General features: G+C 69.0%; 27 protein-coding genes and 3 pseudogenes. 14 read left to right on the plus strand and 16 right to left on the minus strand.

The genetic code is table 11. From position 1 onward, the window contains the following. Positions 1-298: 298 nt before the first annotated feature. From L1066_RS16840 to L1066_RS16850, 3 genes are read right to left on the minus strand one after another with little or no spacing between them, the layout of a single operon-like run. Positions 299-589: a L,D-transpeptidase gene (locus L1066_RS16840; protein ID WP_235737419.1), complete on the minus strand. Its 291-nt coding sequence runs from the start codon at positions 587-589 to the stop codon at positions 299-301. Further along, positions 586-903 carry a peptidoglycan-binding domain-containing protein gene (locus tag L1066_RS16845; RefSeq protein ID WP_312008116.1) on the minus strand — a complete coding sequence of 106 codons (318 nt, stop codon included), beginning with the start codon at positions 901-903 and terminating at the stop codon, positions 586-588. Before L1066_RS16845 ends, L1066_RS16840 begins: the two co-directional genes overlap by 4 nt. Beyond that, positions 879-1,271, minus strand: a complete 393-nt coding sequence (locus tag L1066_RS16850; protein ID WP_235737420.1) for a hypothetical protein — start codon at positions 1,269-1,271, stop codon at positions 879-881. Before L1066_RS16850 ends, L1066_RS16845 begins: the two co-directional genes overlap by 25 nt. Positions 1,272-1,420: 149 nt before the next feature. Here L1066_RS16850 and L1066_RS16855 point away from each other — a divergent pair, with 149 nt between their 5' ends. The 8 genes and pseudogenes from L1066_RS16855 to L1066_RS16890 form a co-directional block, all read left to right on the plus strand. Beyond that, positions 1,421-2,110 carry a demethylmenaquinone methyltransferase gene (locus L1066_RS16855; protein ID WP_235737421.1) on the plus strand — a complete coding sequence of 230 codons (690 nt, stop codon included), beginning with the start codon at positions 1,421-1,423 and terminating at the stop codon, positions 2,108-2,110. Between the two features lie 315 nt (positions 2,111-2,425). Continuing rightward, positions 2,426-3,732: pseudogene (locus L1066_RS16860) on the plus strand (geranylgeranyl reductase family protein). A gap of 22 nt (positions 3,733-3,754) precedes the next feature. Further along, a complete protein-coding gene (locus tag L1066_RS16865; RefSeq protein WP_235737422.1) occupies positions 3,755-4,114 on the plus strand; it encodes an NADH-quinone oxidoreductase subunit A in 360 nt (119 codons plus the stop codon). A gap of 48 nt (positions 4,115-4,162) precedes the next feature. Then, the gene (locus L1066_RS16870; protein ID WP_235737423.1) at positions 4,163-4,717 is read left to right on the plus strand and encodes a NuoB/complex I 20 kDa subunit family protein; all 555 of its coding nucleotides are present in this window, start codon (positions 4,163-4,165) and stop codon (positions 4,715-4,717) included. Next, positions 4,714-5,460, plus strand: a complete 747-nt coding sequence (locus L1066_RS16875; protein WP_312008035.1) for an NADH-quinone oxidoreductase subunit C — start codon at positions 4,714-4,716, stop codon at positions 5,458-5,460. The genes L1066_RS16870 and L1066_RS16875 overlap by 4 nt, the downstream gene beginning before the upstream one ends. After that, on the plus strand, positions 5,460-6,866 hold the full coding sequence (locus L1066_RS16880) for an NADH-quinone oxidoreductase subunit D (RefSeq protein WP_235737424.1): 1,407 nt from the start codon (positions 5,460-5,462) through the stop codon (positions 6,864-6,866). Before L1066_RS16875 ends, L1066_RS16880 begins: the two co-directional genes overlap by 1 nt. Continuing rightward, positions 6,863-7,537, plus strand: a complete 675-nt coding sequence (nuoE, locus tag L1066_RS16885) for an NADH-quinone oxidoreductase subunit NuoE (RefSeq protein WP_235737425.1) — start codon at positions 6,863-6,865, stop codon at positions 7,535-7,537. Before L1066_RS16880 ends, nuoE (L1066_RS16885) begins: the two co-directional genes overlap by 4 nt. Before the next feature lie 136 nt (positions 7,538-7,673). Beyond that, a pseudogene (locus L1066_RS16890) lies at positions 7,674-8,329 on the plus strand (NADH-quinone oxidoreductase subunit F); the annotation flags it as partial. Between the two features lie 41 nt (positions 8,330-8,370). On the opposite strand, the pseudogene L1066_RS16895 reads toward L1066_RS16890, so the two are convergent. The 9 genes and pseudogenes from L1066_RS16895 to L1066_RS16930 form a co-directional block, all read right to left on the minus strand. Next, positions 8,371-9,123 (minus strand): annotated as a pseudogene (locus tag L1066_RS16895) (NADH-quinone oxidoreductase subunit F); the annotation flags it as partial. Between the two features lie 136 nt (positions 9,124-9,259). Further along, on the minus strand, positions 9,260-9,934 hold the full coding sequence (gene nuoE, locus L1066_RS16900) for an NADH-quinone oxidoreductase subunit NuoE (RefSeq protein ID WP_235737425.1): 675 nt from the start codon (positions 9,932-9,934) through the stop codon (positions 9,260-9,262). After that, positions 9,931-11,337 (minus strand): NADH-quinone oxidoreductase subunit D, encoded by a 1,407-nt coding sequence (locus L1066_RS16905; RefSeq protein ID WP_235737424.1) that lies wholly within the window; start codon positions 11,335-11,337, stop codon positions 9,931-9,933. The genes nuoE (L1066_RS16900) and L1066_RS16905 overlap by 4 nt, the downstream gene beginning before the upstream one ends. Further along, on the minus strand, positions 11,337-12,083 hold the full coding sequence (locus tag L1066_RS16910) for an NADH-quinone oxidoreductase subunit C (protein ID WP_312008035.1): 747 nt from the start codon (positions 12,081-12,083) through the stop codon (positions 11,337-11,339). The genes L1066_RS16905 and L1066_RS16910 overlap by 1 nt, the downstream gene beginning before the upstream one ends. Continuing rightward, positions 12,080-12,634, minus strand: coding sequence for a NuoB/complex I 20 kDa subunit family protein (locus L1066_RS16915; protein WP_235737423.1), 555 nt, complete (start codon positions 12,632-12,634; stop codon positions 12,080-12,082). The genes L1066_RS16910 and L1066_RS16915 overlap by 4 nt, the downstream gene beginning before the upstream one ends. 48 nt (positions 12,635-12,682) lie before the next feature. Beyond that, the gene (locus tag L1066_RS16920) at positions 12,683-13,042 is read right to left on the minus strand and encodes an NADH-quinone oxidoreductase subunit A (protein WP_235737422.1); all 360 of its coding nucleotides are present in this window, start codon (positions 13,040-13,042) and stop codon (positions 12,683-12,685) included. A 22-nt stretch (positions 13,043-13,064) separates the two neighbouring features. Next, entirely contained in the window at positions 13,065-13,652 is a 588-nt protein-coding gene (locus tag L1066_RS29310; protein WP_512699724.1) for a hypothetical protein, read from the minus strand. After that, on the minus strand, positions 13,568-14,371 hold the full coding sequence (locus tag L1066_RS29315; protein WP_512699725.1) for an FAD-dependent oxidoreductase: 804 nt from the start codon (positions 14,369-14,371) through the stop codon (positions 13,568-13,570). Before L1066_RS29315 ends, L1066_RS29310 begins: the two co-directional genes overlap by 85 nt. A gap of 315 nt (positions 14,372-14,686) precedes the next feature. Further along, entirely contained in the window at positions 14,687-15,376 is a 690-nt protein-coding gene (locus tag L1066_RS16930) for a demethylmenaquinone methyltransferase (protein ID WP_235737421.1), read from the minus strand. Positions 15,377-15,525: 149 nt separating this feature from the next. On the opposite strand from L1066_RS16930, the gene L1066_RS16935 reads away from it, so the two are divergent. The 5 genes from L1066_RS16935 to L1066_RS16955 all read left to right on the plus strand — a co-directional run bounded on the left by L1066_RS16935 (position 15,526) and on the right by L1066_RS16955 (position 17,920). After that, complete coding sequence (locus tag L1066_RS16935; RefSeq protein WP_235737420.1) at positions 15,526-15,918, plus strand: hypothetical protein; 393 nt, start codon at positions 15,526-15,528, stop codon at positions 15,916-15,918. 5 nt (positions 15,919-15,923) lie between these two features. Further along, on the plus strand, positions 15,924-16,211 hold the full coding sequence (locus L1066_RS16940) for a peptidoglycan-binding domain-containing protein (protein ID WP_235737471.1): 288 nt from the start codon (positions 15,924-15,926) through the stop codon (positions 16,209-16,211). After that, positions 16,208-16,498 (plus strand): L,D-transpeptidase, encoded by a 291-nt coding sequence (locus tag L1066_RS16945; protein ID WP_235737419.1) that lies wholly within the window; start codon positions 16,208-16,210, stop codon positions 16,496-16,498. The genes L1066_RS16940 and L1066_RS16945 overlap by 4 nt, the downstream gene beginning before the upstream one ends. Before the next feature lie 148 nt (positions 16,499-16,646). Further along, positions 16,647-17,072, plus strand: a complete 426-nt coding sequence (locus tag L1066_RS16950) for a hypothetical protein (RefSeq protein WP_235737426.1) — start codon at positions 16,647-16,649, stop codon at positions 17,070-17,072. Further along, positions 17,048-17,920, plus strand: coding sequence for an isochorismate synthase (locus L1066_RS16955; RefSeq protein WP_235737427.1), 873 nt, complete (start codon positions 17,048-17,050; stop codon positions 17,918-17,920). The genes L1066_RS16950 and L1066_RS16955 overlap by 25 nt, the downstream gene beginning before the upstream one ends. Here the strand turns inward: L1066_RS16955 and L1066_RS16960 are convergent. Together L1066_RS16960 and L1066_RS16965 are read right to left on the minus strand one after the other, a co-directional pair. Further along, positions 17,913-18,590, minus strand: coding sequence for an MBL fold metallo-hydrolase (locus L1066_RS16960; RefSeq protein WP_235737428.1), 678 nt, complete (start codon positions 18,588-18,590; stop codon positions 17,913-17,915). The genes L1066_RS16955 and L1066_RS16960 overlap by 8 nt on opposite strands. Before the next feature lie 1,142 nt (positions 18,591-19,732). Further along, a complete protein-coding gene (locus L1066_RS16965; RefSeq protein WP_235737429.1) occupies positions 19,733-20,125 on the minus strand; it encodes a hypothetical protein in 393 nt (130 codons plus the stop codon). A gap of 59 nt (positions 20,126-20,184) precedes the next feature. On the opposite strand from L1066_RS16965, the gene L1066_RS16970 reads away from it, so the two are divergent. Further along, the gene (locus L1066_RS16970; protein WP_235737430.1) at positions 20,185-21,525 is read left to right on the plus strand and encodes a sensor histidine kinase; all 1,341 of its coding nucleotides are present in this window, start codon (positions 20,185-20,187) and stop codon (positions 21,523-21,525) included. 11 nt (positions 21,526-21,536) lie between these two features. Here the strand turns inward: L1066_RS16970 and menD are convergent, their stop codons facing one another. Next, positions 21,537-23,162, minus strand: a complete 1,626-nt coding sequence (gene menD / locus L1066_RS16975) for a 2-succinyl-5-enolpyruvyl-6-hydroxy-3-cyclohexene-1-carboxylic-acid synthase (protein ID WP_235737431.1) — start codon at positions 23,160-23,162, stop codon at positions 21,537-21,539. Next, entirely contained in the window at positions 23,159-24,031 is an 873-nt protein-coding gene (locus L1066_RS16980; RefSeq protein ID WP_312008039.1) for an o-succinylbenzoate synthase, read from the minus strand. The genes menD and L1066_RS16980 overlap by 4 nt, the downstream gene beginning before the upstream one ends. Between the last annotated feature and the right edge of the window lie 53 nt (positions 24,032-24,084).

Consider the following 24,084-nt stretch of genomic DNA (forward strand, 5'->3'; position numbering starts at 1 on the left):
GCGGACCCAGGAGACGGACTCGTCGGTGGGGAGCAACGCGAGCAGGTCGCCGTTGGCCGGGAGGTCAGCCAGGTCGATCGGCACCGTGCGGATCGTGAGGTCCGCGGCCGGCGCCTCGTCGCGTCCGGCCGGCGGCGCACTGGTGCTCATGAGGGCCCAGCCTACGCCCGGGTGGTCCGGGCGTAGGTCCAGAGGGCGTACGTCGGGTCGCGGCCGAGCGCGACTCCCACGCCGCCGTGGAGAGGCACGCCTCGGGAGACCTCAGGTTCCAGCTGCGCAGATGGCCAGGCGCGCCGCGTCAGCTCCAGTAGACGATCACCTTGTCGCCGACCCGCACCTGGTCGAAGAGCCACTTGATGCCCTCGTAGTCGCGCACGTTGACGCATCCGTGGGAGGCGCCGTTGTAGCCCCGGGCCGCGAAGTCCGACGAGTAGTGCACTGCCTGTCCGCCGGAGAAGAACATCGCAAACGGCATCTCCGAGTCGTAGAGCGACGACACGTGATCACGTGACATCCGATCCACCGAGAAGGTGCCTTCGCGCGTCGGGGTGGAGGTGGAGCCGAAACGCACCTCGAGAGTGGTGGTCACCTTCCCGTCCACGACCCAACGCACGGTCCGGCTGGTCTTGTCGATGCACAGTGCGCGGCCGGTGGTGCAGCGGGAGTCGAGAGCCGCATCCGTCGTGGCCGACGGGGAGCGATGTTGTGCTTCGCCTCGTGGGTCGGCGCGTTGGTCATCGCATGCAGCCGGTTGAGGGTGCGCTGGTCGACCTCGCCGGTCACTGGGATCTCCCGCTTGGCCTGGAAGCCGCGCACGGCGGTCTCCGTCGCCTCGTCATAGACCCCGGTGACGGTGCCCGAGAGCCAGGCGATCTGCTTCAGCCGCGCCTGCAGGTCGCGGATCCCCTCGCCCTTGTCGCCGCTCGAGTGGAGGGCGGGACCGGGGTGAGTTCCGGCTTCTCCGGCTTCTCCGGTGCCGTCGGCTCATCGGCTCGACCGTCGCCCGGTTCCCCGCTCGGGGTGCCCTCCGCGTCGGAGTCGTCGGTGCCATCGGGTGACCCGGTCTCCCCGGGGTCCTCCGAAGCCTCACTCGCCGGGTCGTCCTCCGGTGCCGCGGTCGGCTCCGGCGTGCGCGAGGCGGTGGTGTGCGACGGAGTCCTGTCTGATTCGCCGTGGTCGAGATGCTGCACGGCATAGCCCGCACCGTAGGCGGTGGCGCTGAGCAACGCACCGACCAACATCGTCATGAGCACGATCCGCAAAGCGCGCATGGTTCCCCTCCTGCTGTCCTTGCCCGAGAAGCCCTCCACGAGGGCCAGACACCATGTAGACGCTCCACCGGCAGATTGGGTTGCATCCGGGTTTTCGCAAACCTGACCGGCCGCCCGCCGGCTCGCGCGTGCGTCGTAGGGTTGACCGCGTGACCCGAGCCGACCTCGACAAGGATCCCCGCGACGTACGTCGGATGTTCGACGCCGTGGCACGGCGCTACGACATCACCAACGACGTGCTCTCGCTCGGTCAGGACCGGCGCTGGCGCAAGGACGTGATCGAGGCGGTCGCCCCGAAGCCCGGCGAGCGGATCCTCGACCTCGCTGCCGGCACGGGTACGTCGAGCCAGCCGTTTGCCGACGCCGGTGCGGTCGTCGTCCCCTGCGACTTCTCCCTCGGCATGCTGCAGGTGGGCAAGAAGGCCAAGCCGGCACTGCCCTTCACGGCTGGTGACGGAACCAAGCTTCCGTTCGCCGACGCCACCTTCGACGCCGTCACGATCTCCTTCGGTCTGCGCAACATCGTCGACACCCTCGCCGGACTGCGCGAACTGCGCCGGGTCACCAAGCCGGGCGGCCGGATCGTGGTGTGCGAGTTCAGCCATCCGACCAACCGCGCCTTCCGTACCGTCTACATCGAGTACCTCATGAAAGCGCTGCCGGCAGTCGCCCGCGCCGTCTCCTCGAGTCCGGACGCCTATGTCTATCTGGCCGAGTCGATCCGTGCCTGGCCCGACCAGCAAGGGCTGGCCCGCCAGATCCACACGGCCGGCTGGGCCAACTGCGAGATCCGCAACCTCACCGGCGGCATCGTCGCCCTGCACCGCGCCTGGGCCTGATCGCGCCCGAGTGCCGGACGTGATCGGCGAGGTGCTTGCCTCGCGGTCGTCCGCGCACCTTCGCGCGCCCTCGGGTGCGATCCGGGCGCTCTCGTCATCCATCGGGGCGCTCTCGTCGCCCATCGGGGGCTCTCGACGTCCCGCGACATTTTCGGCACATCGGTGTGTGCTAAATCCGCAGGTCAGCGCGGGAATTGTCGACACGACACGTCGATGGAACCCCCTTCATTTCTGTGATCCACAACTCATACACTGTGAGGAGCGCCACTCGTGAATACATTCACAAGCCCACAATCGGAAGGACGGACCGCCTCCATGACGACCTCCGCGCAGAGTCCCCGGGAGGACTTCGACGCGCAGGTGATCGTGGTCGGAGCGGGTCCCGCCGGAGCGGCCACTGCGCACCACCTCGCCACGGCCGGTGTCGACGTGCTGCTGTTGGAGAAGGGCACCTTCCCCCGCGACAAGATCTGTGGTGACGGGCTCACTCCCCGTGCGGTGCGCCAACTGCTCGCCATGGGCTTCGACCTCGATCAGCCCGGATGGCAGAAGAACAAGGGTCTGCGCATCGTCGGGGCCGGTCACCGGATCGAGCTTCCCTGGCCGGAGCTCTCCGACTTCCCGTCGTTCGGCATGGCCCGGGCGCGCATGGAGCTCGACGAGATGCTCGCGCGGCACGCACAGAAGTCCGGCGCTCGCCTGCAGGAGCAGATCTCGGTCACCGGCCCGGTGATCGACGACCGCTCCGGCCGGGTGGTCGGCGTGACCGCCCGTCGCACCGACGAGCGCGGACGCAAGGTCGGTGACGAGCTCACCTACCGGGCGCCGCTGGTGGTCGCCTGTGACGGCGTCAGTGCCCGCATCGCGACCGCACTCGGCCTCACCCGGCGCGAGGACCGGCCGATGGCCGTCGCCTGCCGCGCCTACTACAACACCCCGATGCACGACGACCCGTGGATGGAGTCGTGGCTGGAGCTGTGGGACGGCAAGCCGGGGAGAGCAACAAGCTTCCCGGCTACGGCTGGATCTTCCCCTTGGGCGACGGCACCGCCAACGTCGGGCTGGGCATCCTCAACTCGAGCTCCTTCTTCCAGCAGATGGACTACAAGGAGTCGATGAAGACGTGGCTCGGCCAGCTCGATCCCCAGCTCGGCTTCCACGACGGCAACCTGACGGCCCCGATCCGGTCGGCCGCGCTGCCGATGGGCTTCAACCGCAAGCCTCACTACACCCGCGGGACCCTGCTGGTCGGTGACTCGGGCGGCATGGTCAACCCGTTCAACGGTGAGGGCATCGACTATGCCCTCGAAGCCGGCCACATGGCTGCCGACGTGATCGTCCAGGCCCTGGCGCGGCCCGAAGGCCCCGCCCGCGAGCGGGTGCTGCACAGCTACCAGGCCCAGCTCGACGACGCTTACGGCGGTTACTTCACCCTGGGTCGGTGGTTCGCCAAGCTCGTCGGCAACCCGACCTTCATGAAGCTCGCGACGACCTACGGGCTGCCTCGCAAGCACCTCATGGCGTTCACGCTCAAGCTGATGGCCAATCTCACCGACGCCCGCGACGGTGACGCGCACGACCGGATCATCAACGCGCTGGCGAAGGCGGTTCCGGATGCCTGACGCAGAGGAGAAGGAGATCTAGATGGAGCTCTACACCCCCGTCCTGGCGCTGGCCCTGCTGGCGGCCGGGTTCGCCGTGTTCTCGGTCGTGATGAGCACGGCGGTCGGACCTCGCCGCTACAACCGGGCGCAGTCGGACGCCTACGAGTGCGGCATCGAGCCGACACCGCGGGCAATCGGGGGTGGGCGCTTCCCGGTGAAGTACTACACGATCGCGATGACGTTCATCATCTTCGACGTCGAGATCATGTTCCTGGTGCCGTGGGCCGTGCACTTCGACGCCCTCGGCTGGTTCGGCCTGTTGGCCGTCTTCCTCTTCCTCTTCAACATCACGCTCGCCTACGCCTACGAATGGCGTCGCGGCGGCCTGGACTGGGACTGAGCGCCGCCATGCACGCACATCGTCAGCACGCTCAGATGGGAGACGCAGATGGGTCTTGAGGAGAAGTTGCCCTCCGGGGTGCTGTTGACCACGGTCGAGGGGGTCGCCGGCTACATGCGCAAGGCGTCCTTCTGGCCGGCCACCTTCGGTCTGGCCTGTTGCGCCATCGAGATGATGACGTCGGGTGGTCCCAAGTACGACCTCTCCCGGTTCGGCATGGAGGTCTTCCGGGCCAGCCCGCGCCAGGCCGACCTGATGATCGTCGCGGGTCGGGTCAGCCAGAAGATGGCGCCGGTCCTGCGCCAGATCTACGACCAGATGGCCGAGCCGAAGTGGGTGCTCGCCATGGGGGTGTGCGCCAGCTCCGGGGGCATGTTCAACAACTACGCGATCGTGCAGGGCGTCGACCACGTGGTGCCGGTCGACATGTATCTGCCCGGCTGTCCGCCGCGTCCGGAGATGCTGATCGACGCGATCTTGAAGCTCCACGACGAGGTGCAGCACACCAAGCTCGGGAAGAACCGCCGCGACCAGATCCTCGAGCTCGAGAGTGCCGGCCTCAACGCGTTGCCGACCTCTGAGCAGAAGGGCATGTTGCGGTGAGTGAGAAGGAGAAGCCCGGCGGCGAGCAGCAGGACCGGGCGACGGGTGAACCCACCGACAGGGGAACCGAGGAGAGTCAGAACACGGCTGTCGTCCGCGCCGGTGGCCCTGCCGGGGCTCGCGCGATCGGACAACGCACCGGCATGTTCGGCGTGCAGGGCTCCGGAGACACCAGCGGGTACGGCGGCCTCGTGCGGCCGACGGTCTACCCCGGTGCCGCGCAACGTCCCTACGGCGGTTGGTTCGACTCCGTCGCCGACGGCCTCGACGGTCTGATCGAGAAGGTGGTCATCCACCGCGGAGAGATCACCTTCCACATCCACCGCGACAACCTCGTCGAGGCGATGACCCGGTTGCGCGACGACGAGCACCTGCGCTTCGAGTTCTCCTCCGGAGTGAGCGGGGTCCATTATCCCGACGACACCGATCGCGAACTGCACGCGGTCTACAGCCTGCTGTCGATGACGTGGAACCGGCGGATCCGGGTGGAGACCAGCTGCCCCGACTCCGACCCGCACCTGCCCAGCACGGTGGGGCTCTATCCGACCCACGACTGGCACGAGCGCGAGGTCTGGGACTTCTTCGGCGTGATCTTCGACGGCCACCCGGCCCTGGTCCGGATCCAGATGCCCGACGACTGGCCCGGTCACCCGCAGCGCAAGGACTACCCGCTGGGTGGCATCCCCGTGGAATACAAGGGCGCCACCGTGCCGCCGCCCGACCAGCGCAGGAGTTACAGCTGATGGATGTCTCGACAGGCTCGACCACCGGGGGCGGCTCGACCACCGGGGGCGGCTCGACCACCGGGGGCGGCTCGACCACCGACCCGTACGCCGGTACTGCAGAGACGACGTCGGGTCGGGTCTACACGGTCACCGGCCAGGACTGGGACACCCTCGTCCAAGGCGTCGAGGAGCATGCCGACGAGCGGGTCGTGGTCAACATGGGGCCGCAGCACCCCTCGACCCACGGCGTACTCCGACTGATCCTCGAGCTCGAGGGGGAGACGGTCAACGAGGCCCGGTGCGGCATCGGCTACCTCCACACCGGCATCGAGAAGAACATGGAGTTCCGCACCTGGACGCAGGGCGTCACGTTCTGCACCCGGATGGACTACCTCTCGCCGTTCTTCAACGAGGCCACCTACGTGCTCGGCGTGGAGCGACTCCTCGACATCGAGGACGACATCCCCGAGAAGGCACAGGTCATGCGGGTGCTCCTCATGGAGCTCAACCGCATCTCCAGCCACCTCGTCGCCATCGCCACCGGCGGCATGGAGATCGGTGCCCTCACCGTGATGACGGTCGGCTTCCGGGAGCGCGAGCTGGTGCTCGACCTCTTCGAGTTGATCACCGGGCTGCGCATGAACCATGCGTTCTTCCGCCCCGGTGGTGTCGCGCAGGACCTCCCGGCTGGATCCCTCGACGAGGTCCGTGACTTCGTGAAGCTGATGAAGAAGCGGCTTCCGGAGTACGCCGCCCTCTGCAACGCCAACCCGATCTTCAAGGCGCGTCTCGAGGGCGTCGGGCACCTCGACCTCGCCGGCTGCCTGTCGCTCGGCATCACCGGCCCGGTGCTCCGCTCGACCGGCTATGGCTGGGACCTCCGCAAGACGGAGCCCTACTGCGGCTACGAGGACTACGAGTTCGACGTGCAGACGTGGGACACCTCCGACTCCTACGGCCGTTTCCGGATCCGGCTCAACGAGATGTGGGAGTCGTTGCGCATCGTCGAGCAGGCGGTCGACCGTCTGGCGGGCCTCGAGGGAGCGCCCGTGATGGTGGCCGACAAGAAGATCGCCTGGCCCAGCCAGCTGTCGATCGGCCACGACGGCCTGGGCAACAGCCCCGATCACATCAAGCACATCATGGGCGAGTCGATGGAAGCCCTGATCCACCACTTCAAGCTGGTGACCGAAGGATTCCGGGTGCCGCCCGGCCAGGCCTTCGTGCCGGTGGAGTCACCCCGTGGCGAGCTCGGTGCCCACGTCGTCTCCGACGGCGGCACCAAGCCCTTCCGGGTGCACTTCCGCGACCCTTCCTTCACCAACCTGCAGGCCACGAGTGTGATGAGCGAGGGCGGCATGGTGGCGGACGTGATCGTGGCGATCGCCTCCATCGACCCGGTGATGGGAGGCGTTGACCGGTGAGTCTCGAAGCGAAGACGATCGACGAGCTCAAGCAGATCGCGGCCCGCTATCCGCAGCCGCGCTCGGGCCTGCTGCCGATGCTTCACCTCGTGCAGAGTGAGGAGGGCCGGATCACGCCCGAGGGCATCGAGACCTGCGCGGAGATCCTCGACCTCAGCCCCGCCGAGGTCTCGGGCGTCGCGACCTTCTACACGATGTACAAGCGCCGGCCGGTGGGCGACTTCCACGTCGGGGTCTGCACCAACACGCTGTGCGCCGTGATGGGCGGCGACGCCATCTTCGAGCGGCTCAAGCAGCACCTCGACGTCGGCAACGACGAGGTCGCCCAGACCCGTGAGGGTGACCGGGCAACGGTCTCCCTCGAGCACGTCGAGTGCAACGCGGCCTGCGACTTCGCGCCGGTCGTGATGGTCAACTGGGAGTTCATGGACAACCAGACCCCGGAGTCGGCCACGGAGCTGGTCGACGACCTGAGGGCCGGCGTACCCGTGGAGTCCACGCGCGGCCCGAGGTTGTGCACCTGGCGTGAGGCCGAGCGGGTGCTGGCCGGCTTCGAGGACGGCCTCGCCGACGAGGGCCCGGCTGCCGGACCGGCGTCGCTGGCCGGACTCGAGATCGCGCGCGAGAAGCAGTGGACGGCTCCGAGCACCGGTGTGGGAGAGGGTGAGTGAGATGGTCTCGACAGGCTCGACCAACGGGGCAGGCTCGACCAACGGGGCAGGCTCGACCAACGGGGCAGGCTCGACCAACGGGGCAGGCTCGACCAACGGGGCAGGCTCGACCAACGGGGCAGGCTCGACCGGCAGCGTGTTGACTCCGGTCCTCACCGACAACTGGGACGTCGAGCGCTCCTGGACGCTGCCGGCATACGAGGGCACCGGTGGTTACGCAGCGCTGCGCAAGGCACTCGCCTCGCTGCAGCCCGACGAGATCATCACGATGGTGAAGGACGCCGGACTCCGCGGTCGTGGCGGCGCCGGGTTCCCGACGGGGATGAAGTGGAGCTTCATCCCCCAGGACCTGCCCAAGCCCAAGTACCTGGTGGTCAACGCCGACGAGTCGGAGCCGGGGACCTGCAAGGACATCCCGTTGATGATGGCCAGTCCGCACACGCTCGTCGAAGGCGTCATCCTCAGCTCCTACGCGATCCGCGCCAACCACGCCTTCATCTATGTGCGCGGCGAGGTCCTCCACGTGGTCCGTCGGTTGCGGGCGGCGGTGCGGGAGGCCTACGACGCGGGTCACCTCGGCAAGGACATCCATGGCTCCGGCTACGACCTCGACCTGGTGATCCATGCCGGTGCCGGTGCCTACATCTGCGGTGAGGAGACCGCGCTGCTCGACTCTCTCGAGGGCCGTCGCGGCCAACCACGCCTGCGTCCGCCCTTCCCTTCGCAGTCGCTGGCCTCTATGCGAGCCCGACGGTGATCAACAACGTCGAGTCGATCGCCTCCGTGACTTCAGGGAACAAACCAAGTTACGTCGTTTTTCGTGCGCCGCTTCATCCGGGCTTCTTCACGTGCCCCGAAAGGCTGTAGATCACGTAGCCCTTGGACTTCTCGGTGCCCATCGAGGCGAACCAGTCTGCGCCGTGGGCGACGATGCTGGGCACGGAGGCGATCGACTCGACGTTGTTGATCACCGTCGGGCTCGCATAGAGGCCGGCGACTGCGGGGAAGGGCGGACGCAGGCGTGGTTGGCCGCGACGGCCCTCGAGAGAGTCGAGCAGCGCGGTCTCCTCACCGCAGATGTAGGCACCGGCACCGGCATGGATCACCAGGTCGAGGTCGTAGCCGGAGCCATGGATGTCCTTGCCGAGGTGACCCGCGTCGTAGGCCTCCCGCACCGCCGCCCGCAACCGACGGACCACGTGGAGGACCTCGCCGCGCACATAGATGAAGGCGTGGTTGGCGCGGATCGCGTAGGAGCTGAGGATGACGCCTTCGACGAGCGTGTGCGGACTGGCCATCATCAACGGGATGTCCTTGCAGGTCCCCGGCTCCGACTCGTCGGCGTTGACCACCAGGTACTTGGGCTTGGGCAGGTCCTGGGGGATGAAGCTCCACTTCATCCCCGTCGGGAACCCGGCGCCGCCACGACCGCGGAGTCCGGCGTCCTTCACCATCGTGATGATCTCGTCGGGCTGCAGCGAGGCGAGTGCCTTGCGCAGCGCTGCGTAACCACCGGTGCCCTCGTATGCCGGCAGCGTCCAGGAGCGCTCGACGTCCCAGTTGTCGGTGAGGACCGGAGTCAACACGCTGCCGGTCGAGCCTGCCCCGTTGGTCGAGCCTGCCCCGTTGGTCGAGCCTGCCCCGTTGGTCGAGCCTGCCCCGTTGGTCGAGCCTGCCCCGTTGGTCGAGCCTGCCCCGTTGGTCGAGCCTGTCGAGACCATCTCACTCACCCTCTCCCACACCGGTGCTCGGAGCCGTCCACTGCTTCTCGCGCGCGATCTCGAGTCCGGCCAGCGACGCCGGTCCGGCAGCCGGGCCCTCGTCGGCGAGGCCGTCCTCGAAGCCGGCCAGCACCCGCTCGGCCTCACGCCAGGTGCACAACCTCGGGCCGCGCGTGGACTCCACGGGTACGCCGGCCCTCAGGTCGTCGACCAGCTCCGTGGCCGACTCCGGGGTCTGGTTGTCCATGAACTCCCAGTTGACCATCACGACCGGCGCGAAGTCGCAGGCCGCGTTGCACTCGACGTGCTCGAGGGAGACCGTTGCCCGGTCACCCTCACGGGTCTGGGCGACCTCGTCGTTGCCGACGTCGAGGTGCTGCTTGAGCCGCTCGAAGATGGCGTCGCCGCCCATCACGGCGCACAGCGTGTTGGTGCAGACCCCGACGTGGAAGTCGCCCACCGGCCGGCGCTTGTACATCGTGTAGAAGGTCGCGACGCCCGAGACCTCGGCGGGGCTGAGGTCGAGGATCTCCGCGCAGGTCTCGATGCCCTCGGGCGTGATCCGGCCCTCCTCACTCTGCACGAGGTGAAGCATCGGCAGCAGGCCCGAGCGCGGCTGCGGATAGCGGGCCGCGATCTGCTTGAGCTCGTCGATCGTCTTCGCTTCGAGACTCACCGGTCAACGCCTCCCATCACCGGGTCGATGGAGGCGATCGCCACGATCACGTCCGCCACCATGCCGCCCTCGCTCATCACACTCGTGGCCTGCAGGTTGGTGAAGGAAGGGTCGCGGAAGTGCACCCGGAAGGGCTTGGTGCCGCCGTCGGAGACGACGTGGGCACCGAGCTCGCCACGGGGTGACTCCACCGGCACGAAGGCCTGGCCGGGCGGCACCCGGAATCCTTCGGTCACCAGCTTGAAGTGGTGGATCAGGGCTTCCATCGACTCGCCCATGATGTGCTTGATGTGATCGGGGCTGTTGCCCAGGCCGTCGTGGCCGATCGACAGCTGGCTGGGCCAGGCGATCTTCTTGTCGGCCACCATCACGGGCGCTCCCTCGAGGCCCGCCAGACGGTCGACCGCCTGCTCGACGATGCGCAACGACTCCCACATCTCGTTGAGCCGGATCCGGAAACGGCCGTAGGAGTCGGAGGTGTCCCACGTCTGCACGTCGAACTCGTAGTCCTCGTAGCCGCAGTAGGGCTCCGTCTTGCGGAGGTCCCAGCCATAGCCGGTCGAGCGGAGCACCGGGCCGGTGATGCCGAGCGACAGGCAGCCGGCGAGGTCGAGGTGCCCGACGCCCTCGAGACGCGCCTTGAAGATCGGGTTGGCGTTGCAGAGGGCGGCGTACTCCGGAAGCCGCTTCTTCATCAGCTTCACGAAGTCACGGACCTCGTCGAGGGATCCAGCCGGGAGGTCCTGCGCGACACCACCGGGGCGGAAGAACGCATGGTTCATGCGCAGCCCGGTGATCAACTCGAAGAGGTCGAGCACCAGCTCGCGCTCCCGGAAGCCGACCGTCATCACGGTGAGGGCACCGATCTCCATGCCGCCGGTGGCGATGGCGACGAGGTGGCTGGAGATGCGGTTGAGCTCCATGAGGAGCACCCGCATGACCTGTGCCTTCTCGGGGATGTCGTCCTCGATGTCGAGGAGTCGCTCCACGCCGAGCACGTAGGTGGCCTCGTTGAAGAACGGCGAGAGGTAGTCCATCCGGGTGCAGAACGTGACGCCCTGCGTCCAGGTGCGGAACTCCATGTTCTTCTCGATGCCGGTGTGGAGGTAGCCGATGCCGCACCGGGCCTCGTTGACCGTCTCCCCCTCGAGCTCGAGGATCAGTCGGAGTACGCCGTGGGTCGAGGGGTGCTGCGGCCCCATGTTGACCACGACCCGCTCGTCGGCATGCTCCTCGACGCCTTGGACGAGGGTGTCCCAGTCCTGGCCGGTGACCGTGTAGACCCGACCCGACGTCGTCTCTGCAGTACCGGCGTACGGGTCGGTGGTCGAGCCGCCCCCGGTGGTCGAGCCGCCCCCGGTGGTCGAGCCGCCCCCGGTGGTCGAGCCTGTCGAGACATCCATCAGCTGTAACTCCTGCGCTGGTCGGGCGGCGGCACGGTGGCGCCCTTGTATTCCACGGGGATGCCACCCAGCGGGTAGTCCTTGCGCTGCGGGTGACCGGGCCAGTCGTCGGGCATCTGGATCCGGACCAGGGCCGGGTGGCCGTCGAAGATCACGCCGAAGAAGTCCCAGACCTCGCGCTCGTGCCAGTCGTGGGTCGGATAGAGCCCCACCGTGCTGGGCAGGTGCGGGTCGGAGTCGGGGCAGCTGGTCTCCACCCGGATCCGCCGGTTCCACGTCATCGACAGCAGGCTGTAGACCGCGTGCAGTTCGCGATCGGTGTCGTCGGGATAATGGACCCCGCTCACTCCGGAGGAGAACTCGAAGCGCAGGTGCTCGTCGTCGCGCAACCGGGTCATCGCCTCGACGAGGTTGTCGCGGTGGATGTGGAAGGTGATCTCTCCGCGGTGGATGACCACCTTCTCGATCAGACCGTCGAGGCCGTCGGCGACGGAGTCGAACCAACCGCCGTAGGGACGTTGCGCGGCACCGGGGTAGACCGTCGGCCGCACGAGGCCGCCGTACCCGCTGGTGTCTCCGGAGCCCTGCACGCCGAACATGCCGGTGCGTTGTCCGATCGCGCGAGCCCCGGCAGGGCCACCGGCGCGGACGACAGCCGTGTTCTGACTCTCCTCGGTTCCCCTGTCGGTGGGTTCACCCGTCGCCCGGTCCTGCTGCTCGCCGCCGGGCTTCTCCTTCTCACTCACCGCAACATGCCCTTCTGCTCAGAGGTCGGCAACGCGTTGAGGCCGGCACTCTCGAGCTCGAGGATCTGGTCGCGGCGGTTCTTCCCGAGCTTGGTGTGCTGCACCTCGTCGTGGAGCTTCAAGATCGCGTCGATCAGCATCTCCGGACGCGGCGGACAGCCGGGCAGATACATGTCGACCGGCACCACGTGGTCGACGCCCTGCACGATCGCGTAGTTGTTGAACATGCCCCCGGAGCTGGCGCACACCCCCATGGCGAGCACCCACTTCGGCTCGGCCATCTGGTCGTAGATCTGGCGCAGGACCGGCGCCATCTTCTGGCTGACCCGACCCGCGACGATCATCAGGTCGGCCTGGCGCGGGCTGGCCCGGAAGACCTCCATGCCGAACCGGGAGAGGTCGTACTTGGGACCACCCGACGTCATCATCTCGATGGCGCAACAGGCCAGACCGAAGGTGGCCGGCCAGAAGGACGCCTTGCGCATGTAGCCGGCGACCCCCTCGACCGTGGTCAACAGCACCCCGGAGGGCAACTTCTCCTCAAGACCCATCTGCGTCTCCCATCTGAGCGTGCTGACGATGTGCGTGCATGGCGGCGCTCAGTCCCAGTCCAGGCCGCCGCGACGCCATTCGTAGGCGTAGGCGAGCGTGATGTTGAAGAGGAAGAGGAAGACGGCCAACAGGCCGAACCAGCCGAGGGCGTCGAAGTGCACGGCCCACGGCACCAGGAACATGATCTCGACGTCGAAGATGATGAACGTCATCGCGATCGTGTAGTACTTCACCGGGAAGCGCCCACCCCCGATTGCCCGCGGTGTCGGCTCGATGCCGCACTCGTAGGCGTCCGACTGCGCCCGGTTGTAGCGGCGAGGTCCGACCGCCGTGCTCATCACGACCGAGAACACGGCGAACCCGGCCGCCAGCAGGGCCAGCGCCAGGACGGGGGTGTAGAGCTCCATCTAGATCTCCTTCTCCTCTGCGTCAGGCATCCGGAACCGCCTTCGCCAGCGCGTTGATGATCCGGTCGTGCGCGTCACCGTCGCGGGCGTCGGTGAGATTGGCCATCAGCTTGAGCGTGAACGCCATGAGGTGCTTGCGAGGCAGCCCGTAGGTCGTCGCGAGCTTCATGAAGGTCGGGTTGCCGACGAGCTTGGCGAACCACCGACCCAGGGTGAAGTAACCGCCGTAAGCGTCGTCGAGCTGGGCCTGGTAGCTGTGCAGCACCCGCTCGCGGGCGGGGCCTTCGGGCCGCGCCAGGGCCTGGACGATCACGTCGGCAGCCATGTGGCCGGCTTCGAGGGCATAGTCGATGCCCTCACCGTTGAACGGGTTGACCATGCCGCCCGAGTCACCGACCAGCAGGGTCCCGCGGGTGTAGTGAGGCTTGCGGTTGAAGCCCATCGGCAGCGCGGCCGACCGGATCGGGGCCGTCAGGTTGCCGTCGTGGAAGCCGAGCTGGGGATCGAGCTGGCCGAGCCACGTCTTCATCGACTCCTTGTAGTCCATCTGCTGGAAGAAGGAGCTCGAGTTGAGGATGCCCAGCCCGACGTTGGCGGTGCCGTCGCCCAAGGGGAAGATCCAGCCGTAGCCGGGAAGCTTGTTGCTCTCCCCGGCTTGCCGTCCCACAGCTCCAGCCACGACTCCATCCACGGGTCGTCGTGCATCGGGGTGTTGTAGTAGGCGCGGCAGGCGACGGCCATCGGCCGGTCCTCGCGCCGGGTGAGGCCGAGTGCGGTCGCGATGCGGGCACTGACGCCGTCACAGGCGACCACCAGCGGCGCCCGGTAGGTGAGCTCGTCACCGACCTTGCGTCCGCGCTCGTCGGTGCGACGGGCGGTCACGCCGACCACCCGGCCGGAGCGGTCGTCGATCACCGGGCCGGTGACCGAGATCTGCTCCTGCAGGCGAGCGCCGGACTTCTGTGCGTGCCGCGCGAGCATCTCGTCGAGCTCCATGCGCGCCCGGGCCATGCCGAACGACGGGAAGTCGGAGAGCTCCGGCCAGGGAAGCTCGATCCGGTGACCGGCCCCGACGATGCGCAGACCCTTGTTCTTCTGCCATCCGGGCTGATCGAGGTCGAAGCCCATGGCGAGCAGTTGGCGCACCGCACGGGGAGTGAGCCCGTCACCACAGATCTTGTCGCGGGGGAAGGTGCCCTTCTCCAACAGCAGCACGTCGACACCGGCCGTGGCGAGGTGGTGCGCAGTGGCCGCTCCGGCGGGACCCGCTCCGACCACGATCACCTGCGCGTCGAAGTCCTCCCGGGGACTCTGCGCGGAGGTCGTCATGGAGGCGGTCCGTCCTTCCGATTGTGGGCTTGTGAATGTATTCACGAGTGGCGCTCCTCACAGTGTATGAGTTGTGGATCACAGAAATGAAGGGGGTTCCATCGACGTGTCGTGTCGACAATTCCCGCGCTGACCTGCGGATTTAGCACACACCGATGTGCCGAAAATGTCGCGGGACGTCGAGAGCCCCCGATGGGCGACGAGAGCGCCCCGATGGATGACGAGAGCGCCCGGATCGCACCCGAGGGCGCGCGAAGGTGCGCGGACGACCGCGAGGCAAGCACCTCGCCGATCACGTCCGGCACTCGGGCGCGATCAGGCCCAGGCGCGGTGCAGGGCGACGATGCCGCCGGTGAGGTTGCGGATCTCGCAGTTGGCCCAGCCGGCCGTGTGGATCTGGCGGGCCAGCCCTTGCTGGTCGGGCCAGGCACGGATCGACTCGGCCAGATAGACATAGGCGTCCGGACTCGAGGAGACGGCGCGGGCGACTGCCGGCAGCGCTTTCATGAGGTACTCGATGTAGACGGTACGGAAGGCGCGGTTGGTCGGATGGCTGAACTCGCACACCACGATCCGGCCGCCCGGCTTGGTGACCCGGCGCAGTTCGCGCAGTCCGGCGAGGGTGTCGACGATGTTGCGCAGACCGAAGGAGATCGTGACGGCGTCGAAGGTGGCGTCGGCGAACGGAAGCTTGGTTCCGTCACCAGCCGTGAAGGGCAGTGCCGGCTTGGCCTTCTTGCCCACCTGCAGCATGCCGAGGGAGAAGTCGCAGGGGACGACGACCGCACCGGCGTCGGCAAACGGCTGGCTCGACGTACCCGTGCCGGCAGCGAGGTCGAGGATCCGCTCGCCGGGCTTCGGGGCGACCGCCTCGATCACGTCCTTGCGCCAGCGCCGGTCCTGACCGAGCGAGAGCACGTCGTTGGTGATGTCGTAGCGCCGTGCCACGGCGTCGAACATCCGACGTACGTCGCGGGGATCCTTGTCGAGGTCGGCTCGGGTCACGCGGTCAACCCTACGACGCACGCGCGAGCCGGCGGGCGGCCGGTCAGGTTTGCGAAAACCCGGATGCAACCCAATCTGCCGGTGGAGCGTCTACATGGTGTCTGGCCCTCGTGGAGGGCTTCTCGGGCAAGGACAGCAGGAGGGGAACCATGCGCGCTTTGCGGATCGTGCTCATGACGATGTTGGTCGGTGCGTTGCTCAGCGCCACCGCCTACGGTGCGGGCTATGCCGTGCAGCATCTCGACCACGGCGAATCAGACAGGACTCCGTCGCACACCACCGCCTCGCGCACGCCGGAGCCGACCGCGGCACCGGAGGACGACCCGGCGAGTGAGGCTTCGGAGGACCCCGGGGAGACCGGGTCACCCGATGGCACCGACGACTCCGACGCGGAGGGCACCCCGAGCGGGGAACCGGGCGACGGTCGAGCCGATGAGCCGACGGCACCGGAGAAGCCGGAGAAGCCGGAACTCACCCCGGTCCCGCCCTCCACTCGAGCGGCGACAAGGGCGAGGGGATCCGCGACCTGCAGGCGCGGCTGAAGCAGATCGCCTGGCTCTCGGGCACCGTCACCGGGGTCTATGACGAGGCGACGGAGACCGCCGTGCGCGGCTTCCAGGCCAAGCGGGAGATCCCAGTGACCGGCGAGGTCGACCAGCGCACCCTCAACCGGCTGCATGCGATGACCAACGCGCCGACCCACGAGGCGAAGCACAACATCGCTCCCCGTCGGCCACGACGGATGCGGCTCTCGACTCCCGCTGCACCACCGGCCGCGCACTGTGCATCGACAAGACCAGCCGGACCGTGCGTTGGGTCGTGGACGGGAAGGTGACCACCACTCTCGAGGTGCGTTTCGGCTCCACCTCCACCCCGACGCGCGAAGGCACCTTCTCGGTGGATCGGATGTCACGTGATCACGTGTCGTCGCTCTACGACTCGGAGATGCCGTTTGCGATGTTCTTCTCCGGCGGACAGGCAGTGCACTACTCGTCGGACTTCGCGGCCCGGGGCTACAACGGCGCCTCCCACGGATGCGTCAACGTGCGCGACTACGAGGGCATCAAGTGGCTCTTCGACCAGGTGCGGGTCGGCGACAAGGTGATCGTCTACTGGAGCTGACGCGGCGCGCCTGGCCATCTGCGCAGCTGGAACCTGAGGTCTCCCGAGGCGTGCCTCTCCACGGCGGCGTGGGAGTCGCGCTCGGCCGCGACCCGACGTACGCCCTCTGGACCTACGCCCGGACCACCCGGGCGTAGGCTGGGCCCTCATGAGCACCAGTGCGCCGCCGGCCGGACGCGACGAGGCGCCGGCCGCGGACCTCACGATCCGCACGGTGCCGATCGACCTGGCTGACCTCCCGGCCAACGGCGACCTGCTCGCGTTGCTCCCCACCGACGAGTCCGTCTCCTGGGTCCGCCAGGGCGAGGGCTTGGTCGGCTGGGGCGTCGCCGCCCAGGTGCACACTGCCGGCCCGACCCGGTTCGCGGACGCCGCCAAGTGGTGGAGCGAGCTGATCTTGCGAGCCGCGATCGACGATCAGGTGGACGAACCCGGCACCGGCCCCGTCTGCTTCGGCAGCTTCGGCTTCGCCGACGAGCCCGGCCACTCCACGCTCGTGCTCCCCGGGTCGTCGTCGGGCGCCGCGGCCAGCAGGCCTGGCTCACGACCGTGGGGGAAGAGGCGCCGACGCTGACTGCCGCCGCTCCTGCCGTCGCGCCGGTGGTGACCTTCGCCGATGGCGCCCGCAACGGTGACGAGTGGATGGGCGTCGTTGCCGAAGGCGTGGCCCGGATCAACCGCGGTGACCTCGAGAAGGTGGTGCTGGCCCGTGACCTGATCGCGACGGCGCAGACCGATGTCGACGTGCGGTGGCCGTTGCAACGCCTTGCCGCCGACTATCCGATGTGCTGGACCTTCCACGTCGACGGCATGTTCGGCGCCACCCCGGAGATGTTGGTACGGCGCGAACGTGGCTTGGTCACCTCGCGCGTCCTCGCCGGCACGATCCGACGGACCGGCGACGACGAGCACGACCTCGCCCTGGCCGCTGCCCTGGCCCGGTCGTCGAAGGACCTCGAGGAGCACGAGTACGCCGTGCGCTCGGTTGCCGAGGCCTTGGAGCCGCACTGCTCGGGGATGAACGTGCCCGAGACGCCCTTCGTCCTCCACCTGCCCAACGTGATGCACCTGGCCACCGACGTGGCTGGTGTCGCGCATGACGGCCCCGCCGACACCGTGTCCGCCCTGCGCCTGGCCGAGGCGCTGCACCCGTCAGCCGCCGTCGGCGGCACCCCGACGCCGGCCGCCGTGGCGTTGATCGCCGAGATCGAGGGCATGGACCGCGGTCGCTACGCAGGCCCCGTCGGCTGGATGGATGCCGACGGCGACGGCGAGTGGGGCATCGCCCTGCGCTCGGGCGAGGTGGCGGGCAACGCCGTACGCCTCTTCGCCGGCTGCGGCATCGTCGGTGACTCCGACCCCCAGGCCGAGCTCGCGGAGTCGCAGGCGAAGTTCGTGCCGGTCCGCGACGCGCTCAGCTGAGACAGGCGCCCACGGGCACGGCACAAGTCTCAGAGGTCGAGATCGCTGCCGTCCGGGATCCGCTGCCAGCTCTGTCCGCGGGCCAGCAACGCATCCATCTGCGACTGCAGCACGCCGTGAGCGGCATCGGTGTAGATGCGGTCATGGATGGCGAGGTTGCGCGGGGCCGCGACAGCGCGATGCGAAGTCGACGGCCTCGCTGGACTTCAGCCACGGCGCGCTGGAGGGCGCGAGCAGCACGTCGACGCGGGTGCCGGGCAGGGTGAGCGCATCGCCCGGGTGGTAGACGACCGTCGTCGCCGAGCCCGAAGAGGAACCCGCTGTTGGTGATCCGCGGGAGGTCGGGGTGGATGATCGCGTGCATCTCACCGACGACGGTGACCGGGAAGCCGAGGTCGAGCTGCTCGTCGGGGGTGACCACGCGCACCCGCTCGACCAGGTCGGGGGCGTCCTTGGCGATCTGCTGGGCGACGCCGTCGATCGTGATGATCGGGGCATCGGTCGCGCGCAGCTGGTCGGACGAGTAGTGGTCGAAGTGCTCATGGGTGATGAGCACCGCGTCGGCGCCCGCGGCCACGGCGGCCTCGGTGAAACCGCCCGGGTCGACGACCAACCGGACCCCGTCGTGCTCCAGCGCCACGCAGGCATGACCGAACTTGGTGATCCTCATGGTGCCATGATGGCTGATCGCCGGTCAGCAGCCGCTGCAGTGGATGACCGCGCCCGACGTGGTTGCGGACAGGGTGCGGCTCTGTCCGCTGCCGTTGACGACCACCACGATCGTCGGTGCGTCCTCCCCGGGGTTCCTGACGTACGACGACATAGCGCGTCTCGACGTCGGCGATCCCCTTGCTGGCCTTCCTGAGGAGAACCCGGACGGTCTTCAGCTCGATGTTCTCCAGGGCGACGGGCTGCTCGGAGCCGAGCGTCTCGGTCAACTCCGGCCAGCTCCCCGTCGTAGCGATGAACCACCGAACGACCCTTGCCGGCCGGCACGAAGAAGAGCGCGTAGTCGTCGTAGATCGTCGCCATCCGCACCTTGGTCGATCCGGTCTGCGCAGCCAGGTCGGCCAGCATGGACTCCCATCCTGCGGGGTGAGGAGCTCCACCGACTCCGGCCCCGCCTCCTCCCCGAAGAGCGTCGTACCGCTGTCGCTGTCACCCGTGAAGACCGACGTGAACCCGATCAGGCCCACGATCGGGAGGAAGCTCATCGCCGCGAGGAGTACGAGGACCCCGACGATGCAGCCCGCCCTGTTCCCCGCAGCGGGGGCAGGCCGAGCGTGCGGCTGTTCCTGGAAGACCGGCAGGTTCTTGTACCAGTCGGGAGCGTTCGCCGGTGGTTGCGGGATCGGCGGGGGCTCCCACCCGGCGTCGCCGTGCGGAGCGCCGGAGGCCGCCGACGCGGGGCGGGCTCGTCGTACTCCCGCTGGCTCGTGTGCGGGGAGTCCTCGGACCGGTCGGCCGGCGACGGCGCCCAGGCCGGTGCTGCGGCCTGGCCAGGAGCCGTCCCAGGGTGGCGGAGGTCGCGGACGAAGCTCTCGATCTCCTCGGGGCTGCCGGCATACTCGAGCTCCTGCAGGCGACGGTCCCGGTCGAGGGTGGTGATGCGTCCCTCCGCCGCCGCGTTGCGCACCAACACCCTGGCGTTGTCGCGTTCTGCCTGGTGCTTTCGTCCACCGAAGATCACCCGGTCACGCTACCTGCATCATGGCCCGCAGATCGGTGCGTCTCTCCTGTGCGAGGGCCATCGTCGCCCTCGGCATGAGAGGGGGAACCGTGTCAGCACAGTTCGCGCACGAGCCGGTGGCGTCATCGAGCCGGCTGCGCGCTGGCCACCCCGGCGTCACCGGCTACCGAGCGCCGGCCGTTGCCCTGAAGTCGGCGCAGCGGTTCGACGCTCGACGCACCGGCATCAGTGCCCAAGCGATGGCGCTCGTCGACGAGCAGTTGCGCAGCGAGCTCGAGACCGTGCTGCGCCACGTCGTGGACCTCACCGGCTTCCACGTGGCGGCCGTGTCCCGGCTGCGTGAGGACGCGCACCTGCAGATGATCGCGCAGGTGGGCGCTGACATCTCGCCGCGGCAGATGGAGGAGTCCGCCATCCCCCGCGACATGTGGCTCGCCACCGTCGGGCAGACGTCGGACTGGGGTGTGTGGCAGTACTCCTCCGCCCACGATGCCACCGGCGAGATCCTCGCCCACACCTGGATCCCGGACCTCCCCATGCGGTCGCCGAGGACGACTGGGATCCTCGTGCCGAGTTGGACTGCCCGATCCACGACGCTCGCGGCCGGCTCATCGGCTGTCTGCAGATCGACGCGCCCGGAGACGGCAAGGTCCCGGGACCGGAACGCCACGCCTTCCTCAACCTCGTGGCCTCACTGGCCTCCGCCGCCATCTTGGCCATCATCGAGCGGGGCGAGGCGCGCCGGCGTCTACGGCTGCTCGACGCCGTACGCGCCGCGGGAACGCCGAGCACCGGAGCACTCTTCGCCGACACGGTCCGCGCCGCGACCGCAGCGCTGCGGGACGGGGTCGTTGCCGACCGGGTCGCCGTGGCCTGGTTCGAACCCGGGCTGGAACCCGAACGGGCGGTGTCCACGCCGGGCGAGCAGCATGCGCCGACCTGGCCCGACTCGGTGATCGACCGGAGCCAGGTGAGCGACCTGTGGTGCCATGACGAGGCTTGGCGGGTGCCGCCATACCAGGGCGCCGACGGCGCCGTCCACGACGGGCTGCTGGTCGTGCCGATCGGCACCGATCGCAGCTGCTTGGGTGCCGTCGTCCTCGAGCGCAGCAGCATCCGCGCCCCGTGGGTTCGTGCCGAGGTACGGGGAGCTCGCGAGTTCGCGGCCGCGCTGGCCCGGGCCGCCCAGGGTCACCTGGAGCGGCGCGAGGAGCAGGAACTGGTCGACGAGCTGCGTGAGACGGTCGCCGAGCATTCGAGGGTCGCTGCCGGCGTACGCCACGACCTCGCCGCTCCGTTGGGCGCGATCCGCAACTATCTCGACCTGCTCACCACCGCCGAGGACAACCCGCAGCTCCACCAGCGGATCCTGCAGGGGCTGCGAGTGGGCGCCTCCGAGGTGCAGGAGGTCGCACAGGTGTTGAGCGTCTTCCGCAACCACAGCGAGCAGGAGGAGGTCATCGACATCGTGACCCTGCTCCGGGAGACGGTCGAGCTGTACACCGCCCAGGCAGAGAACGCCGGCGTCGGGTTCACCCTCGACGTCGAGCCGGGTACGGTCGCGCTGGTCGCCGGCCCCAGCACCAGCCTGCGCCGGATCCTGAGCAACCTCACCTCCAACGCGGTGAAGTACACCCTCGCCGGAGGCCGGGTCACGATCATCGCGCGGCACGCGAGCAGCGGTGCGGTGACCCTCGAATGGCGTGACACCGGCATCGGCATGGCCGAGGAGGACCTGGCCCGGTTGTGGGACGACTTCTACCGAAGTCCCGACCCGCGCGTTCGGGCCCGCCCCGGCGCTGGGATCGGGCTGCCCATCGTCGCGCAGCTCCTGGACGAGGTCGGGGGGCAGATCGAGATCACCTCCACGCTGGATGCGGGCACCACGGCGCGCGTCGAGCTGCCCACGGTCTGACCGAACCCGGCTCAGCTCTCGACGGCGTCCCCGTGCGCCAGGGCGCGGATCCGGGCGTCGAGGTCGCGACGGTTGTCGCGGCGAACCCGCACCTCGACGACCTCGATGCCACCGTTCGGCGAGGCGAGTGCCTGCTCGAGCTCGGCGCGGGACTCGACCCGCCAGTGCGGCGTCCGCGTGGCTGCGCAGAGCGAGCCGATGTCGACACCGTGCGGGGTGCCGAAGACCCGGTCGAAGCTGTCGGCGAAGCCCTCGTCGCCCTGCTCGAGCACCGCGAAGATCGAACCGCCGTCGTCGTTGACCACCACGATCGTGAGGTCGGGGCGGACCTCGTCCGGGCCGAGCACGAGGCCGCCCGAGTCGTGGAGGAACGTGACGTCGCCCATGAGCGCGAAGCTGCGAGTGGAGTCGCGACCAATGGCTGCGCCGATCGCCGACGAGACCGTGCCGTCGATGCCGGCGAGGCCGCGATTGGCGAGATACATCCGGCGTTCCCCGACGGGGTGCGGCCGCGCGACGAGCTCGAGGTCGCGGATCGGGCTGGAGGCGCCGACGAAGAGCAGACCGCCCGGGGGCACGGCATCATTGACGGTGGCCGCGACCTGGTAGGGCGTGAGCTCCTCCTCATCCGCCAGGAGCTTCGCGATGCGCAACGAGAGCTTGCGGTCGGCCTCCTTCCAGCTGGCCAACCAGGCCGGGTCGGCGACGCCGACAGGGGTGAGGGCTTCGGCGTGCCTGGCCACCGAGAAGGGCCGCTCGGTCCAGATGCCCTGCGCCGGCAAGGAGACGACCTCGACGTCGTCGCGGGCCATCAGCGCCATCACCGGCCGCGACAGCGTCGGGTGACCGCCGACGACGACGCGCTGCACCTGCTCGCCGAGTTGGGTCGCGAGCAACGGCCGATAGCTGCGGATGGCGTTGTCGCCCGTGCGGGATCCACTGGTGGGTTCGGCCAGGAGCGGCCAACCAGCCTTCTCGGCGAGGCCGCGCACCGCTGGGCCGGCGTCGTCACCGGCCACCACGACGGTGCGCAGCGCCGTGTCGATCTCCTCGGGCTCCGCGGTCGGCCACGACATGCGACGCCGCGGGAGCGCCGGTTGGAAACGAGACTCCCAGGGACCGTCCGGCACGAGCGGCGGGGCGAACTGGGCGTTGACGTGCACCGGCCGGTCGGCCGACGAGAGCGCTTCCCGCAGGTCGTCCCGATCAGTCCCGGCCGCGATGTCGAAACAGAGTGCGGCCTCCGCGAAGATGCCGACCTGGCCGGTCGTCTGGGCCGCACCGGTGCCACGCAGGGATGCGGGACGGTCGGCGGTGATCAGCACCAGGGGGACGCCGGCGTGGGCGGCCTCGAGTACGGCGGGATGCAGGTTGGCGACGGCGGTGCCGGAGGTGCAGACCACCGCCGTCGGGTGGCCGACCTTGCCCAGGCCGACCGCCAGGAAGCCGGCGGAGCGTTCGTCGATGCGGGTGTGCAGCCGCAGCCTGCCGTCGCGGTCGGCCTGCCAGACGGCGAAGGCCAGCGGGGCGTTGCGGGAGCCCGGCGCGAGCACCACATCGGTGATCCCCGCGGCCACGATCTCCTCGACGAGCTCCCGAGCGAGACGGGTGGACGGGTTCACGGGCGGCGGGATCATCGGGGTGGATTCTCCCCGATCGACGCGGCGGCACGGTAGTCGAGGACGTCCCGCAGGCGCCGCTGCCACCAGTCCTGGCGCTCCTGCGGGGCTCGGGCACCCTCGAGCAGCGCGCCGTCGGGGGTGATCCGACCGGGTCGGGTGACCCGCAGGAAGCCGTCCTCGGGGAGCACCCGGGTGGGGGTGATGTCGCTCCGCATCAGTTGCGCGGTGGCCAGGCCGCAGGCATGGGGCAACTCCGGCAGCGCCGCCGCGAGGGCGACGCCGGCAGCCAGGCCGAGGCTCGACTCGAGCGCGCTGGAGACCACGACGGGGAGTCCGATCTCCTCGGCGATGCGCAGGCACGCACGCACCTCGCCGAGCGGCTGCACCTTGAGCACAGCGATGTCAGCGGCCTCGAGCTCACGTACCCGATAGGGGTCGGCGGCGCGGCGGATCGACTCGTCGGCGGCGATCGGCACGTCCACCCGCTTGCGCACGGCTGCCAAGGACTCGACGTCGGGGACGGGCTGCTCGACGTACTCCAGGCCGCCGGCGGCGCGGTCGAGGACCGCGATGGAGGCGACGGCCACGTCGACGTCCCATCCGCCGTTGGCGTCGATGCGGATGATGCCGCCGGGGCCGAGCGCGTCGCGGACGGCCTCGATGCGGGCGATGTCATCGGCGATCCCCTGGCCGCGTTCGGCCACCTTGACCTTGGCGGTGCGGCAGCCACCACCGGTGGCAATGGCGTGTGCGCGCTCGGGATCGGTTGCGGGCACGGTGACGTTGACCGGGACCACGTCGCGGACCGGCTCGGGCCAGTCTCCAGCGGCTGCCTCCTCCGCGCAGCGCAGCCACGGCTCGACCTCGGCGACGTCGTACTCCACGAATGGGCTCCACTCACCCCAGCCGTGCTCGCCGCGGACGAGCGCCCCTCGCG

Source organism: Nocardioides alcanivorans, from assembly GCF_021555175.1.
GTDB lineage: Bacteria > Actinomycetota > Actinomycetes > Propionibacteriales > Nocardioidaceae > Nocardioides > Nocardioides alcanivorans.

Bases quoted from the DNA above. Each gene is read 5' to 3' on its own strand.
- L1066_RS16850 (WP_235737420.1), bottom strand. From the start codon at position 1,271: ATGCGCGCTTTGCGGATCGTGCTCATGACGATGTTGGTCGGTGCGTTG.
- L1066_RS16865 (WP_235737422.1), top strand. From the start codon at position 3,755: ATGGAGCTCTACACCCCCGTCCTGGCGCTGGCCCTGCTGGCGGCCGGG.
- L1066_RS16870 (WP_235737423.1), top strand. From the start codon at position 4,163: ATGGGTCTTGAGGAGAAGTTGCCCTCCGGGGTGCTGTTGACCACGGTC.
- L1066_RS16880 (WP_235737424.1), top strand. From the start codon at position 5,460: ATGGATGTCTCGACAGGCTCGACCACCGGGGGCGGCTCGACCACCGGG.
- L1066_RS16905 (WP_235737424.1), bottom strand. From the start codon at position 11,337: ATGGATGTCTCGACAGGCTCGACCACCGGGGGCGGCTCGACCACCGGG.
- L1066_RS16915 (WP_235737423.1), bottom strand. From the start codon at position 12,634: ATGGGTCTTGAGGAGAAGTTGCCCTCCGGGGTGCTGTTGACCACGGTC.
- L1066_RS16920 (WP_235737422.1), bottom strand. From the start codon at position 13,042: ATGGAGCTCTACACCCCCGTCCTGGCGCTGGCCCTGCTGGCGGCCGGG.
- L1066_RS29315 (WP_512699725.1), bottom strand. From the start codon at position 14,371: ATGACGACCTCCGCGCAGAGTCCCCGGGAGGACTTCGACGCGCAGGTG.
- L1066_RS16935 (WP_235737420.1), top strand. From the start codon at position 15,526: ATGCGCGCTTTGCGGATCGTGCTCATGACGATGTTGGTCGGTGCGTTG.
- L1066_RS16950 (WP_235737426.1), top strand. From the start codon at position 16,647: ATGAGCACCAGTGCGCCGCCGGCCGGACGCGACGAGGCGCCGGCCGCG.
- L1066_RS16960 (WP_235737428.1), bottom strand. From the start codon at position 18,590: ATGAGGATCACCAAGTTCGGTCATGCCTGCGTGGCGCTGGAGCACGAC.
- menD (WP_235737431.1), bottom strand. From the start codon at position 23,162: ATGATCCCGCCGCCCGTGAACCCGTCCACCCGTCTCGCTCGGGAGCTC.